Here is a 14,489-nt window from a genome sequence, read left to right as displayed (position 1 = left end):
TTTATGGGGGAAAGGCAGGGGTAAGCGAGCAGCACCAACGCCAGGCGCAGGGCGCGGTGATGCGCTGCGGAGGTAAAGGAAGGGGAGGCGAGCGGGCAAAAAAAACGGCCTTCAGGAGAAGGCCGTTGCGGTCATGTTGCATCAGTCGCTGTTTATACAGCGTGCCTGATGCGAACAGGGATTACTTCGCGTCATCCGGCAGAGCATAGGCCACGATGTAGTCGCCCATTTTGGTACCAAACGAACCGTGACCACCCGCGGCAATCAGCACGTACTGTTTACCGTTCGCTTCATAGGTCATCGGCGTCGCCTGGCCACCGGCCGGCAGACGTGCTTCCCACAGTTTCTCACCGTTGGTCATGTTGAAGGCGCGCAGATAGTTATCTGCGGTGGCACCGATAAACAGCACGTTACCTGCGGTAGAGATTGGGCCACCCAGCATCGGCATCCCCATGTTGAACGGTACCGGGAACGGCATCGGGAACGGCATGCTGTCGCGCGGCGTACCGATACGTTTTTTCCAGACGATGTCGTGGGTTTTCAGATCCAGCGCGGAGATATACCCCCAGGCCGGCTGCTTACACGGCAGACCAAACGGTGACAGGAACGGGTTCAGCGTCACACCGAAAGGCACACCGTATTGCGGCTGGATACCCGCTTCAGTACCGGAGCCTTTGGCATCTTTCGGCTGCTCCATCGGGTTGCCTGGGCCACGCGGAATGAGCTTCGACACAAACGGCAGCGCCATCGGGTTAGCAATCGCCACCTGGCGGTTCGGATCGACGGAGATACCGCCCCACTCGAACATGCCGAGGTTACCCGGGAACACCAGCGTGCCCTGCTCGGACGGCGGCGTGAAGATGCCTTCATAGCGCAGGCTGTGGAACATCACGCGGCATACCAGCTGGTCAAACATGGTGGCGCCCCACATGTCCTTGCCGGAGAGATCCGCTTTCGGACGGAAGCTCAGGTCAGAGAACGGCTGGGTCGGGGTGACGTAATCGCCCTTCGCCGCACCTTGCGGAACCGGTTTTTCCGGCGCCGGCACCACCAGCTTACCGTCGCGACGGTCGAGCACGAAGATGTTACCGGTTTTGGTAGGAACGTAGACGACCGGCACCTGGTTACCGTTTTTATCGGTGATATCGGTCAGGGTCGGCTGGGACGGCAGATCCATATCCCACAGGTCGTGGTGTACGGTCTGATAGGACCAGGCGAGCTTACCGGTGGTGGCATTCAGCGCGACCAGGGAACTGGCGTAGCGCTCCTGCTCCGGAGTACGGTTTCCGCCCCAGATATCCGGCGTGGTCACGCCCATCGGCAGATAGACCAGATCCAGCTTCGCGTCATACGCAGCCGGCGCCCAGGAGTTAGGCGAGTTCGGCGTGAAGTGGTGCTCGTCCGCCGGGATGGCGTTCGGATCTTTGGCACCCGGATCGAAGGCCCACAGCAGTTTGCCGGTGTTCACGTCGAAACCACGGATCACGCCCGATGGTTCACGGGTGGAGAAGTTATCGGTGACCGCACCGGCAATCACGATAGTTTTATCGGTGATGATCGGCGGAGAGGTCGGCTCATACATACCCGGCGTGGTGACCGGCATGTTGGTTTGCAGGTTAAGAATGCCTTTGTTGGCAAAGGATTCGCACAGCTTACCGTTGTCGGCGTTGATAGCGAACAGACGGCCATCGTTCACCGGCAGCATGATGCGGCGCGGACAGTCGGCCACCACATCCGGACCGGCGTTCTGCGCGGTCGCTTCGTGATACGACACGCCGCGGCAGGTCAGGTGCTGGAACGACGGGTCGGCTTTGAGCTGTGGATCGAAGTGCCACTTCTCTTTCCCGGTCGCGGCATCAAGCGCGAACACGCGCTGGTGGGCGGTACACAGGAACAGGGTGTCGCCGACTTTAATTGGGGTCACTTCGTTGGTGATTTCACCCGGGTCGGTCGGCAGCTTCAGATCGCCGGTGCGGAACGTCCAGGCTTCTTTCAGCTGGTGAACGTTGTCGGTGTTGATCTGCTTCAGCGGGGAGTAGCGCTGGCCTTCCTGGGTGCGGCCATAGGCCGGCCAGTCGCCGTCGGCAATCGCCGGTGCGCTGCTGGTGGCTGCGGTGGTATCGGTACGCAGCGTGCCGTTGATCTCCTGCGGGTCGTTGAAACCGGCCCAGAACAGGATGACGGCGCTGATGATGAGCGATACCAGCAGGGCGGGCACCGCGCGTGCGGCAGGCACGGTCAGCTTACGCCAGACGAACGGCAGGATCAGCCAGACGCCGAAGAATACCAGCACGTCGCAGCGCGGCGTGAGCGCCCAGAAGTCGAATCCAACTTCCCAGACGCCCCACAGCATGGTTCCCAGCAGCACGGCGGCATACAGCCACAGCGCGGAGGCCTTGCCCTTCCACAGCAGCCAGGCGACGCCAAGCATTAAGATACCGGCAATGGGGTAGTACCATGAGCCGCCGATTGCCACCAGCCAGACACCGCCGATAAGCAAATACAGCCCGCATAAGGCTGCAAACAGCGCGCTAATCTTGACGATTAACGGCTGTTTTTCCGATCTATTTTCCGCCATAAAGACACTCTTTTAACGTTGTTAAATTTTTGATAGCAAGTAATTATAGTTATTAACAAGTGTGATCTTAATCACAAAAAGAGCTTTTTGTGCTAAATCGACTGACAATTCGTTTTGCTGGTATACTGGCGGGCTTACGTTTTGGGGCGGCACACTGCGGTGGCAACACCCCCTACAATACATTTTTATTCAGACGGTTAGCTATATGAAACATACTGTTGATGTGATGATCCCGGAAGCCGAAATCAAAGCCCGCGTTGCGCAACTGGGAAAAGAGATCACCGAGCGTTATCGCGATAGCGGCAGCGACATGGTGCTGGTTGGCCTGCTGCGCGGCTCGTTTATGTTTATGGCCGACCTGTGCCGTGAAGTGCAGGTGCCGCACGAGGTGGACTTCATGACGGCCTCCAGCTACGGCAGCGGCACGTCGTCTACCCGCGATGTGAAAATCCTCAAGGATCTGGATGAGGATATCCGCGGCAAAGACGTGCTGATCGTGGAAGACATTATTGATTCCGGCAACACGCTCTCAAAAGTGCGCGAGATCCTGCGTCTGCGCGAACCCAAATCACTGGCCATCTGCACGCTGCTCGACAAACCGTCGCGTCGCGAAGTGAACGTGAACGTCGAGTTCGTCGGTTTCTCTATTCCGGATGAGTTCGTGGTGGGTTACGGCATTGACTACGCACAGCGCTACCGCCATCTGCCGTATATCGGCAAGGTCATCCCGCTGGCGGAGTAAGTGACAGGCATAAAAAAAGGGGCCACGGCCCCTTTTTTTTATTGTCACCGCATTAACGGTGGCTGGTGTGCGTCTGCTGAATGTTGCAGATGCCGCTGCGGTAGCGCTGCTCCAGGGTTTCGCGGTTTGTCGCGGTAACCTGAAGGTCGCGCAGCAGGCCGTCGTGAATGCCGTAGGCCCAGCCGTGAATCGTCACTTTCTGACCGCGCTTCCACGCTGACTGCATAATGGTGGAGTGACCGAGGTTGTACACCTGCTCCATTACGTTCAGTTCGCACAGCGTATCCAGACGTTTCTCCTGCGGGAGTTCGCCCAGTAATGAGCTATGTTTGAACCAGATATCGCGGATGTGCAGCAGCCAGTTGTTGATAAGGCCCAGCTCCGGGTTCTCCACCGCAGCCTGTACGCCGCCGCAGCCGTAGTGACCGCAGATGATGATGTGCTCTACTTCCAGCACGTCAACCGCATACTGAACCACTGACAGGCAATTAAGATCCGTATGGATAACAAGGTTTGCAACGTTTCGGTGTACAAAGAGTTCACCGGGCTCAAGTCCGGTCAGTCGTTCAGCAGGAACGCGACTATCGGAGCATCCAATCCATAGAAAGCGGGGTTTTTGCGCCTGAGAGAGACGTTCAAAAAATCCGGGATCCTCTTCCACCAGTAGTTTGGACCAGACCTGGTTATTACTGATGAGCGTGTCGATGTCTTTCATGAGGGTGTTAACAACCTGTAACCTGATTAGTGCGTTGCGCTAATATAGGTCAACTCCATTTATTTTTAAACCACACAAGCATTGTGTGAAAAAGGTGTCCGAAATACCCATGACAATAGCACTGGAACTGGAGCAGTTGAAAAAGACCTATGCTGGCGGCGTTCAGGCGTTGCGCGGCATCGACCTTAGCGTCGAGGCGGGGGACTTTTACGCGCTGCTGGGGCCAAACGGCGCCGGCAAATCCACCACCATCGGCATCATCAGCTCGCTGGTGAACAAAAGCGCCGGGCGGGTACGCGTATTTGGTTACGATCTTGATAAGGACGTGGTGAACGCCAAGCGCCAGCTCGGGCTGGTGCCGCAGGAATTTAACTTCAACCCGTTTGAAACCGTACAGCAGATCGTGGTGAACCAGGCCGGCTACTACGGCGTCGAGCGTCGTGAGGCCATTGAACGCAGCGAAAAGTACCTGAACCAGCTCGATCTGTGGGGAAAACGCAACGAACGCGCGCGGATGTTATCGGGCGGTATGAAGCGCCGTCTGATGATTGCGCGCGCCCTGATGCACGAGCCAAAACTGCTGATCCTCGATGAACCGACCGCCGGGGTCGATATCGAACTGCGTCGCTCGATGTGGGGATTCCTCAAGGATCTTAACGACAAAGGCACCACCATCATCCTCACCACCCACTACCTGGAAGAGGCGGAGATGCTGTGCCGCAATATCGGCATTATCCAGGGCGGCGAGCTGGTGGAGAACACCTCGATGAAAAATCTGCTCTCCAAGCTGAAATCCGAGACCTTTATCCTCGACCTGGCGGCTAAAAGCCCGCTGCCGAAGCTTGAGGGCTACCAGTATCGTCTGATGGACACCTCGACGCTGGAAGTCGAAGTGCTGCGCGAGCAGGGGATTAACAGCGTGTTCAGCCAGCTGAGCGCGCAAGGAATACAGGTACTGAGTATGCGAAACAAAGCGAACCGTCTTGAAGAGCTGTTCGTCACCCTGGTGCAGGATAAAACAGGGGGCAAGGCATGATGCAGCTCTATTGGGTGGCGTTAAAGAGCATCTGGGCTAAAGAGATCCACCGCTTTATGCGCATCTGGATCCAGACCCTGGTGCCGCCAGTCATCACCATGACCCTCTACTTCATCATCTTCGGCAACCTTATTGGTTCGCGAATTGGTGAAATGCACGGCTTTACCTACATGCAGTTTATCGTGCCCGGCCTGATCATGATGGCGGTGATCACCAACGCCTATGCCAACGTCGCCTCGTCGTTCTTCAGCGCCAAGTTCCAGCGCAACATTGAAGAGCTGCTGGTGGCCCCGGTTCCGACCCACGTCATCATCACCGGCTACGTCGGCGGCGGTGTGGCGCGTGGACTGTGCGTGGGGGTTATGGTGACCGCGATTTCGCTGTTTTTCGTGCCGTTCCAGGTCCATTCGTGGGTGTTTGTCGCCCTGACGCTGCTGCTTACCGCCGTGCTGTTCTCGCTGGCCGGTCTGCTCAATGCGGTATTCGCGAAAACGTTCGACGACATCAGTCTGATCCCAACCTTCGTGTTGACGCCGCTGACCTACCTCGGCGGGGTGTTCTACTCCCTGACGCTGCTCCCGCCGTTCTGGCAGGCGCTGTCGCACCTCAACCCGATCGTCTACATGATCAGCGGCTTCCGCTACGGCTTCCTGGGCATCAACGATGTACCGCTGGCTACCACGGTGGCGGTCCTGGTGGTGTTCATCGTGGCGTTCTACATCCTGTGCTGGTATCTGATCCAGCGTGGACGCGGCCTGCGCACCTGATCCGCACGGCATCTTTCACCCGGTCGGTCGCGCTGACCGGGTGAAACACCGCTCCCGCTTCACGTCTCGTTGTCCGCACGATAATTAACCATTGGTATTGATGACGCTTTTGTTAAAATACGCGTCCTGTCACCACATCCTGATACCCCGCTATGTTGAATCGTCTCGTTTTGTGCCTGTTGTTGCTGACTACCGGCAGCGCGTATGCCAGCCTGCTCAGCCGCGAAGGGCTTACCGCGCAGTATATGCAGACCACCGAAGATGCCGATATCTGGGCGCAGGTCGGCAACCGGGTAATCACCGTCGGGAAGATTGAAGAGGGGCAGATCATTGCCGTGGTTCCGACGGCGGCGGATCACTACGAGTTTCGTTTCGGGTTTGGCACCGGCTTTATTGATAAAGACCATCTGGCGCCGGTCGCGGGAAAACAACGGGTGGAGGACCGGCTCGGGGATCTGAACAAGCCGCTCAGTAACCTGAATCTGGTGACGCATCAGGATACCCGAGTCTACAACGCGCCGGACAGCGGCAGCGCGCCGTTCGGGGTGCTGGCCGACAACCTGCGCTATCCGATTATCGGCAAGCTCAAGGACCGCCTGAACCAGACCTGGTTTCAGGTGCGCATCGGTAACCGGCTGGCGTACATCAGCAGCCTGGATGCCCAGCAGGACAGCGGGCTGCCGGTGCTGACGTATCACCATATCCTCAAAGATGAAGAGAACACGCGCTTTCGCCACACCTCCACGACGACATCGGTGCGCGCCTTCAGCAACCAGATGACCTGGCTGCGGGATCTGGGCTACACCACCCTGACCATGTATCAGTTGGAGGGCTACGTGCGTAACCGCATGAACCTTCCGGCGCGAGCAGTGGTGATCACCTTTGACGATGGCCTGAAGTCGGTCAGCCGCTATGCCTACCCGGTGCTGAAGCAGTACGGTTTCACCGCGACCGCCTTTATCATCTCGTCGCGCATCAAAGCGCACCCGCAAAAGTGGGATGCGAAATCGCTGCAGTTTATGAGTATTGGTGAGCTGAAAGGCATTCAGGACGTGTTTGATATTCAGTCGCACACCCACTTTTTGCACCGCACCGACCGGCCCTGGCATCCGGTGCTGCTGACCCGCAGCTATCACAACATCCTGTTCGATTTTGAGCGCTCGCGCCGCGCGCTGTCGCAGTTCAACCCTCACGTGCTCTATCTCTCTTATCCGTTCGGTGGGTACGACGATAAAGCGGTGAAGGCGGCGAACGATGCTGGCTTCCATCTGGCGGTGACCACGGTGAAGGGGAAAGTGAAGCCGGGGGATAACCCGTTTTTACTGAAGCGACTCTACATCCTGCGCGAGGATTCGCTGGAAACCATGGCGAAGCTTATCAGCAACCAGCCGCAGGGCTGAGGCGATAAAAAACCCGGGCAGCGGGGCTGGCCGGGTTGGGTAGCAGGGTGAGGTTCACCGGGACGATCAGGCGACCTGCACCGGTACCGCTTTGGCGGTACGCTTCATCTCGTTATTGGCATCAAAGTAGGCCACTTTCGGCTGCCACTGACGCGCCTGCTCATCCGGCATGGTGACGTAGCTGGCGATAATCAGGATATCGCCGACGTCCGCGCAGTGCGCCGCCGCCCCGTTGACCGAAATGATTTTTGAACCGCGCTCGCCGGCAATGGCGTAGGTAGAAAAGCGCTTGCCGTTGGTCACGTTATAGATATCGATGGCTTCGTATTCCAGAATTCCTGCCGCCTCAAGGAAATCCTGGTCGATGGCGCAGGAACCTTCGTAATGCAAGTCTGCCTGCGTCACGCTGACGCGGTGGAGCTTGCCTTGCAGCATTGTGCGAATCATAGTCTGAACCTTAGTGACGAAAACATTCCGCGCGCGATGAGGGCGCGCTCCGCGTAGTTCATCCCTGCTGCGATACCCTGACCGGACTGCTCAGGCTATCGTCCCCACCGTTTCCACACGCCGGGGGCGTCGGCGTCGCTGACCCCGGCAGGCGCCGGGCTCAGCAGTATTGCCTGAATCAGCGAGGCTGTCTACTGGGGCAGATCGACGCTGATATTGTCGATAAGCCGCGCCTGACCGAGCCAGGCGGCCATCAGGATCACCGCGCGTTTGCTGGTTGCCGACAGCTCGCCAAGGGTATCGGCATCGCACACAGTCAGCTCATCGGTACGAAAGCCTTTTTCATCCAGCGCCTGCGTCGCTTCGGCAACGATCGCCTCGACGTCGCGCTCGCCGGCCTGTACGCGGGCAGCCATCTCCTGCATCACCTTATGCAGACCCGGCGCAATCTTACGCTGTTCGGGGCTGAGATAGCCGTTGCGCGAGCTGAGCGCCAGGCCATCTTTGGCCCGCACCGTCGGTACGCCGACGATATCAATGTCGTAGCCCATGTCCGCGGTCATTTTGCGGATCAGCGCCAGCTGCTGGTAGTCCTTCTCGCCAAAGCAGGCGATGTCGGGCTGCACCAGGTTAAACAGCTTGCTGACGATAGTGGAGACGCCGCGAAAATGCCCCGGACGGCTGGCGCCTTCCAGAATGCCGGAGATGCCGGGCACTTCCACAAAGGTCTGTTCCCCGGTTCCGGCGGGATAGATCTCTTCGGGGGCCGGCGAGAACACCAGATCGACTTTACGCTTGTTAAGCTTTTCGCAGTCCTCCTGCAGCGTGCGCGGGTAGCGCACCAGATCGTCTGCGCGATCGAACTGCATCGGGTTGACGAAAATCGTCACCACCACCACGTCGGCGCGGGCTTTGGCCTCGTCAACCAGCTTCATATGACCGTCATGCAGGTTGCCCATCGTGGGGACCAGCGCGATGCGTTTGCCTTCCAGGCGCATCCGGCGGATGTGCTGGCGCAGCAGCGGTAAGGTTTCGATAATCAGCACTATGCTTGCTCCCTGACCCTGAATTAATGAAAACTGTGTTCGTCGCCCGGATAGGCGCCGGATTCAACCTCCGCCACGTACTGGCGGACCGCAGCGCGCATGTCCCCGGCACCTGACAGGAAATTCTTCGCAAATTTGGGGATATGCCCCCCGGTAATGCCAAACGCGTCGTGCATCACCAGGATCTGCCCGTCGGTGACGTTGCCCGCCCCGATGCCGATGACCGGAATGCGCAGCGCCTCGGTAACGTGTTTCGCCAGCGCTACCGGCACACACTCAAGCACCAGCAGCTGCGCGCCAGCGGCTTCCAGCGCCAGCGCGTCGTCCAGCAGCGTTTGCGCGGCCGTGTCATCGCGCCCCTGCACCTTATAGCCGCCGAAAATGTTCACCGACTGCGGCGTCAGGCCCAGATGGCCGCACACCGGCACCGCGCGCTCGGTCAGCATCCGCACGGTATCCACCAGCCAGCGGCCGCCCTCGATTTTGACCATGTTAGCCCCGGCGCGCATCACCGCGGCGGCGTTATCAAACGCCTGCTCCGGCGTGGCATAGGCCATAAACGGCAGATCGGCGAGCAGCAGGCACGCGGGCGCGCCGCGGCGTACCGCACGGGTGTGATAGATAATGTCGTCGACGGTGACCGGCAGGGTGGAGTCGTGCCCCTGAACCGTCATCCCCAGCGAATCGCCGACCAGCATCACGTTGATGCCCTCTTCGGCAAACAGCTTCGCAAAGCTGTAATCGTAGGCAGTGATGGTGGCGAAACGCAGCTTCTGCTCTTTGCGTTTACGCAGCCAGGATAGGGTGGTTGGTTTCATAACAGCTCCGAAAGCCTGAGGGTTGAAGCATTCTAATGACCCCTCTGCGCCGAAACAATGATTTCAGCAGTAGGTCATGTAAGGTTATGAAATAGCGTAAAAAAGAGGGGTGGAGCGCGGGCTTACCAGCGCGCCGGCGCGGGTACATTGAGCTGAGCAAGGTGGGCTTTCAGCGTGCTGCCGTCCGGAAAGTGCAGATCCGGGGCGATCTCAAACAGCGGCCAGAGCATAAAGCCACGGTTGAGCATATCGTAATGCGGCACCGTCAGACGCGGGGTAGCAAGGGTAGCGTCGCCAAACAGCATGATGTCGAGATCGAGGGTGCGCGGCCCCCAGCGTTCGGCTTTGCGCTCGCGGCCCTGCTGACGTTCGATACGCTGGGTATGGTCGAGCAGCGTTTCGGGATCGAGACGGGTTTCGAGCGCCACGGCGGCGTTAAGGTAGTCGGGCTGATCCTGCGGGCCGAGCGGTGGGGTGCGGTAAAAAGAGGAGACCGCCACCAGCTGGGTATCGGGAAGGGCGCGCAGCGCCTCAAGCGCTGCGTTAACCTGCGCCAGCGGCGAGGCGAGATTGCTGCCGATGGCGAGATAGACCGCTGTCATGCACCCTCACGACGCGGTGCGCGACGGCGTGGACGACGGGTACGGCGACGTGCTGCCGGCTCTTCATCCAGCTCGTTGAGCATATCTTTCTGGTGCGGCGGTGCGGCGACCTGGAACTCGCCCCACCAGCGGGTCAGACGCTGTAGCTCACTGTTGTTTTCCGCTTCGGCGCGCAGGGCCATCAGATCGTAGGCGGCACGGAACTTAGGATGCTCCATCAGTTTCCATGCGCGTTTGCCCTGGCGGCGTGACATGCGCAGCTGCAGAACCCAGATATCACGGATCAGCGTGGTGATGCGTTTCGGAATCGCCAGCGAGCGGCAGGCTTCATCCAGTACGTCGTTCATCGCCAGCGCGAACGCATCCTGCCAGGCGAGTCCGCCTTCCTGGGCGATACGCTGCGCGGTTTCCATCTGCGGATACCAGAACATCGCGGCAAACAAGAACGCCGGATTGACGCGCATGTCGTTATGAATGCGGTTGTCGGTGTTCTTCAGGACCTGAACGATGATGCGTTCCATCGGGCTGTCACCCTGCTCGGTAAAGTAGCGGGTGATGGTCGGGAACAGCGGCTGGAACAGATGGCATTCACGCAGCAGAAGATAGGTTTTATAGCCGTAGCCGGACTGCAGCAGCTTGAGCGACTCTTCAAACAGGCGGGCCGGCGGCACGTCGTTGATCAGGGTCGCCAGGCGCGGGATCGGCTCGGCGGTTTCCGGGCTGATACGCATATCCAGCTTGGCGGCAAAGCGCACGGCGCGCAGCATGCGCACCGGATCTTCGCGGTAACGGGTCTCCGGATCGCCGATCAGGCGAATTACGCCCTGTTCGAGATCGTCCATCGCGCCCACGAAATCGCGTACCGTAAAATCGGCTACGCTGTAGTAGAGGCTGTTGATGGTGAAGTCGCGACGCTGGGCGTCCTCTTCGATGGAGCCGAAAATGTTGTCGCGCAGCAGCATGCCGTTCTGGCCGCGCTGGGACGTGTTGCGATCGTTCGCCGTCTCTTCGTGATGACCGCGGAAGGTCGCCACCTCAATGATTTCCGGGCCAAACATCACGTGGGCCAGACGGAAACGGCGGCCAACCAGGCGGCAGTTGCGGAACAGCTTCCTGACCTGATCGGGCGTGGCGTTGGTGGTGATATCAAAATCTTTCGGTTTTTTGCCAAGCAGCAGGTCACGGACGCCGCCGCCTACGAGATATGCTTCATAGCCCGCCTTATTAAGGCGGTAGAGCACCTTGAGGGCATTTTCACTGATATCTTTGCGAGAGATGGCGTGTTGTTCGCGCGGGACGATAGTCATAAGCGGCCGGGCTTGCGGCTCGTCAACCACGGTTTCCTCGCGGGTTAGCACCTTACGGCAAAAATTAGCGACTCGGGTAAAAATAGTACACCTCGGTAGTGTCAGACTCTCGGGACAAAAAACAGCGGCTAATCATAGCTTACAGCGGCGCGTTTGAGAATGCCGGATTCGTTGGTATGTCAACGGGGATATCTTCAGGACGCCAGTGTGCCACTGCACGGGCCAGCAGGTCATCCAGGGAGAGGTCCTGCCACTCCTTAGTTACCCTCTGGTTCAAAAAATGTAAAGCATTGATTATTATCGGCCGCGGGTCGCCTGACGGCAGGGCGGGCGCGTGATTTTGTTTGGAAAGCTTGTTGCCATCGGCATTGCGCGCCAGCGGAAGGTGCAGATAGCGCGGCACCGGCCAGCCAAACTGATGATACAGCGCCATCTGGCGCACCGTGGGCTCAATCAGATCCGCCCCGCGCACGATCTCGGTCACGCCCTGAAAATGATCGTCCACCACCACCGCCAGGTTATAGGCGAACAGCCCATCGCGGCGATGAATAATGAAATCTTCCCGCGCCAGCGCCGCGTTAGCCTCCACGTCTCCGCGCAGCAGATCGTGAAAGTGCAGCACCGGCTGCTGCTGAAAAAGACGCACCGCGGCGTTAGCCGGGCCGTGCCCAAGCGTGCGGCAGTGGCCGTCATAGTAGCCGCCGATCTGTTGGATCCGGCTGCGGGTGCAGGTGCAGTAGTAGCTTTTGCCGTGCTGGTGCAGGTATGCCAGCGCGGCGCGGTAGGCCTCATGGCGCTGCGACTGCCAGAGCACTTCACCGTCCCAGTGCAGACCGTACTGTTCCAGCTGACGCAAAATGGTGTTTGCGGCACCGGGAACTTCACGGGGTGGGTCGATATCTTCGATGCGCACCCGCCAGATCCCGCGCTGAGCGCGTGCCTGCAGGTAGCTGCCGAGGGCGGCAATCAGCGAGCCGAAATGGAGTTCGCCGGAGGGCGAAGGGGCAAAGCGCCCGATGTAAGGTTGTGAGGCGATCATGCTGGTCTTTAAAAAAACAAGGCGGGAGAAGCTCCCGCCGTGTGATTACCCTTGCGCGTGCTGGATCAGCCCGCCATCTGTTTTTCGCGGATTTCCGCCAGCGTTTTGCAGTCGATGCAAAGGTCAGCGGTCGGACGCGCTTCAAGACGGCGAATGCCGATTTCAACGCCGCAGGATTCGCAGAATCCGAAGTCTTCGTCTTCCACTTTCTTGAGCGTTTTCTCGATCTTTTTGATCAATTTACGTTCGCGATCGCGGTTACGCAGTTCAAGGCTGAATTCCTCTTCCTGAGCCGCGCGGTCAACCGGGTCAGGGAAGTTTGCTGCTTCATCCTGCATGTGTGTGACGGTGCGATCGACTTCATCCCTGAGCTGATTACGCCACGCTTCAAGAATACGCTTGAAGTGTGAAAGCTGGGCTTCATTCATATACTCTTCGCCCGGCTTCTCCTGATACGGTTCCACCCCAGCGATGGCCAGAATACTCAGGGACGATGTTTTACGGTTTTGCCCTTCTTGCATGTTGATTCTCCTTAACACGCACTATCGATCCCCATGTCGGGGGAAAAATCAGGCCGCTATAAATAGCAGAAGCTTTTCCGGATAGCAATTAACTAAACGTTACACTTGACAACCCTGTGAGGAAAAGCTTATTCGCGCATGCGGCCGAACAAATTGTCTTCATTGCCAAAACTGTGGTTCAGAGACGGACAGGTAGTGGCGTTGTCAGAGTCATGTTATCGGCAGAAACTGTAGCTTTATAAGCAAGAATTTCCACCCCCTTTTGCTGCGCCTCATACAACAGCTGCGCGTAGGTCGGATCGATATGGCGAGCAGGGGCGACATGTTCTATCGCCGTGTGGAGCACCGCGAACAGCAATACCGCGCGATCTCCCTGGGCTACCACGCTCATCAACTCCCGCAGATGCTTCTGACCACGCGCTGTAACCGCGTCCGGAAAGTAACCATTTCCCTGTTGTGAGAGCGTTACCGATTTCACTTCAATATAGCAGTTAACGCGGTTTTCCGCCTGAAGCATAAAGTCGATGCGGCTGCGCTCGGCGCCGTATTTCACCTCGCGCAATACCCGCTCGTAGCCCTGTAATTCGGAAATTTTCCCTGACTCCAGCGCTTCCCGCGCCAGCGTGTTGGCGCGCAGGGTATTTACGCAGATCAGCGCCCCGTCCTGGGTGTGGGTCAGTTCCCAGGTGTGGGGGTATTTTCGCGTCGCCACGGTCGAGGTGGAGTACCAGACGGTGTCCCCCGGCGTGGCGCAGCCGGTCATGGCGCCGGTGTTTGGGCAGTGCAGCGTCAGCTCAACGCCGTCGGGAGTCACCACGTCGGCAAGAAACCGTTTATAGCGTTTGATAAGCGTCGCGGGGGCGAGCGGCGGGGAGAAATGCATTACGACTCCTTGTCCAGGGGAAAACGTTGCAGCGGCTGGTAGCGGGTGCGTCCCTGACTAAAGCGCGACGCGTACAGCACAAACTCCGTTACCGGGCACTCCCAGCAAAAGCCCGGCGCGGGCAGGCGCAGCGCGCTGTCGGTCTGGCGCAGCAGGGTGATATGGGGATGAAACGGCTGTGGGCTTTGCCAGCACCCGCTGCGTGCGGCCTGGGCGCGCAGCATGGCGGCAAGCTGCAACAGCCCGCGCGGCGGCTGGCGCGTACCCAGCCACGCCACGCGCGAGCGCGGCCACTGTCCGGCGTCATCCAGCCGCAGGGTAAAGCCCGGCTGGCGGATGCGTCCGGCAAGGTCGACCAGCGCCTGCTGTTTCTCTGCGCTCACCTCGCCGAGAAAGGCCAGCGTCATGTGCAGGTTGGCGGCGGCGACAGGCTTCCCGGCCTCGGGCGGAAAATGCGCGGCCCGCCAGCGGACGATCTCCTGCTGGCGCGGTTTGGGGATCTCGAGTGCGAAAAATAGCCTGTTGAGGTCTGTCATGCGGTGACTCGGTAATGGTTTGCCGGGATGCTACAATGCCCGCCTTTCAATG

Annotated in this window: 15 protein-coding genes; 4 read left to right on the top strand and 11 right to left on the bottom strand. The window is 58.9% G+C overall.

Annotated features, from left to right (window positions below; genetic code table 11):
* Window positions 1-181: 181 nt before the first annotated feature.
* Complete coding sequence (locus DW58_RS02230) at window positions 182-2,578, bottom strand: glucose/quinate/shikimate family membrane-bound PQQ-dependent dehydrogenase (protein ID WP_029592350.1); 2,397 nt, start codon at window positions 2,576-2,578, stop codon at window positions 182-184.
* Between the two features lie 205 nt (window positions 2,579-2,783).
* On the opposite strand from DW58_RS02230, the gene hpt reads away from it, so the two are divergent.
* The gene (gene hpt / locus DW58_RS02225; RefSeq protein WP_024548509.1) at window positions 2,784-3,320 is read left to right on the top strand and encodes a hypoxanthine phosphoribosyltransferase; all 537 of its coding nucleotides are present in this window, start codon (window positions 2,784-2,786) and stop codon (window positions 3,318-3,320) included.
* A 52-nt stretch (window positions 3,321-3,372) separates the two neighbouring features.
* On the opposite strand, the gene can is transcribed toward hpt, so the two are convergent.
* Window positions 3,373-4,035: a carbonate dehydratase gene (can, locus tag DW58_RS02220; RefSeq protein ID WP_024548508.1), complete on the bottom strand. Its 663-nt coding sequence runs from the start codon at window positions 4,033-4,035 to the stop codon at window positions 3,373-3,375.
* A gap of 109 nt (window positions 4,036-4,144) precedes the next feature.
* On the opposite strand from can, the gene DW58_RS02215 reads away from it, so the two are divergent.
* The 3 genes from DW58_RS02215 to DW58_RS02205 all read left to right on the top strand — a co-directional run bounded on the left by DW58_RS02215 (window position 4,145) and on the right by DW58_RS02205 (window position 7,238).
* Window positions 4,145-5,071 (top strand): ABC transporter ATP-binding protein, encoded by a 927-nt coding sequence (locus DW58_RS02215; protein ID WP_024548507.1) that lies wholly within the window; start codon window positions 4,145-4,147, stop codon window positions 5,069-5,071.
* Window positions 5,068-5,838 carry an ABC transporter permease gene (locus DW58_RS02210; RefSeq protein WP_024548506.1) on the top strand — a complete coding sequence of 257 codons (771 nt, stop codon included), beginning with the start codon at window positions 5,068-5,070 and terminating at the stop codon, window positions 5,836-5,838. Before DW58_RS02215 ends, DW58_RS02210 begins: the two co-directional genes overlap by 4 nt.
* A gap of 152 nt (window positions 5,839-5,990) precedes the next feature.
* On the top strand, window positions 5,991-7,238 hold the full coding sequence (locus tag DW58_RS02205) for a polysaccharide deacetylase family protein (RefSeq protein ID WP_024548505.1): 1,248 nt from the start codon (window positions 5,991-5,993) through the stop codon (window positions 7,236-7,238).
* Between the two features lie 66 nt (window positions 7,239-7,304).
* Here DW58_RS02205 and panD read toward each other — a convergent pair whose 3' ends face one another.
* The 9 genes from panD to thpR all read right to left on the bottom strand — a co-directional run bounded on the left by panD (window position 7,305) and on the right by thpR (window position 14,437).
* Window positions 7,305-7,685: an aspartate 1-decarboxylase gene (panD, locus tag DW58_RS02200; protein ID WP_024548504.1), complete on the bottom strand. Its 381-nt coding sequence runs from the start codon at window positions 7,683-7,685 to the stop codon at window positions 7,305-7,307.
* 191 nt (window positions 7,686-7,876) lie between these two features.
* Entirely contained in the window at window positions 7,877-8,731 is an 855-nt protein-coding gene (gene panC / locus DW58_RS02195; RefSeq protein WP_024551082.1) for a pantoate--beta-alanine ligase, read from the bottom strand.
* 23 nt (window positions 8,732-8,754) lie between these two features.
* Complete coding sequence (gene panB, locus DW58_RS02190) at window positions 8,755-9,549, bottom strand: 3-methyl-2-oxobutanoate hydroxymethyltransferase (protein WP_024551083.1); 795 nt, start codon at window positions 9,547-9,549, stop codon at window positions 8,755-8,757.
* Window positions 9,550-9,671: 122 nt separating this feature from the next.
* Window positions 9,672-10,151, bottom strand: a complete 480-nt coding sequence (gene folK, locus DW58_RS02185; protein ID WP_024551084.1) for a 2-amino-4-hydroxy-6-hydroxymethyldihydropteridine diphosphokinase — start codon at window positions 10,149-10,151, stop codon at window positions 9,672-9,674.
* The gene (gene pcnB, locus DW58_RS02180) at window positions 10,148-11,542 is read right to left on the bottom strand and encodes a polynucleotide adenylyltransferase PcnB (protein ID WP_208431234.1); all 1,395 of its coding nucleotides are present in this window, start codon (window positions 11,540-11,542) and stop codon (window positions 10,148-10,150) included. The genes folK and pcnB overlap by 4 nt, the downstream gene beginning before the upstream one ends.
* A gap of 55 nt (window positions 11,543-11,597) precedes the next feature.
* The gene (gene gluQRS, locus DW58_RS02175) at window positions 11,598-12,497 is read right to left on the bottom strand and encodes a tRNA glutamyl-Q(34) synthetase GluQRS (protein ID WP_029696479.1); all 900 of its coding nucleotides are present in this window, start codon (window positions 12,495-12,497) and stop codon (window positions 11,598-11,600) included.
* 65 nt (window positions 12,498-12,562) lie between these two features.
* Entirely contained in the window at window positions 12,563-13,018 is a 456-nt protein-coding gene (gene dksA, locus DW58_RS02170; protein WP_012016093.1) for an RNA polymerase-binding protein DksA, read from the bottom strand.
* 178 nt (window positions 13,019-13,196) lie between these two features.
* A complete protein-coding gene (sfsA, locus tag DW58_RS02165; protein ID WP_024551087.1) occupies window positions 13,197-13,901 on the bottom strand; it encodes a DNA/RNA nuclease SfsA in 705 nt (234 codons plus the stop codon).
* On the bottom strand, window positions 13,901-14,437 hold the full coding sequence (gene thpR, locus DW58_RS02160) for an RNA 2',3'-cyclic phosphodiesterase (RefSeq protein ID WP_024551088.1): 537 nt from the start codon (window positions 14,435-14,437) through the stop codon (window positions 13,901-13,903). The genes sfsA and thpR overlap by 1 nt, the downstream gene beginning before the upstream one ends.
* Window positions 14,438-14,489 lie beyond the last annotated feature (52 nt).

Source organism: Siccibacter turicensis LMG 23730 (assembly GCF_000463155.2).
GTDB lineage: Bacteria > Pseudomonadota > Gammaproteobacteria > Enterobacterales > Enterobacteriaceae > Siccibacter > Siccibacter turicensis.
The sequence above is the reverse complement of the archived record's forward strand: the minus strand, read 5'-3'. Positions and strand labels throughout refer to the sequence as shown.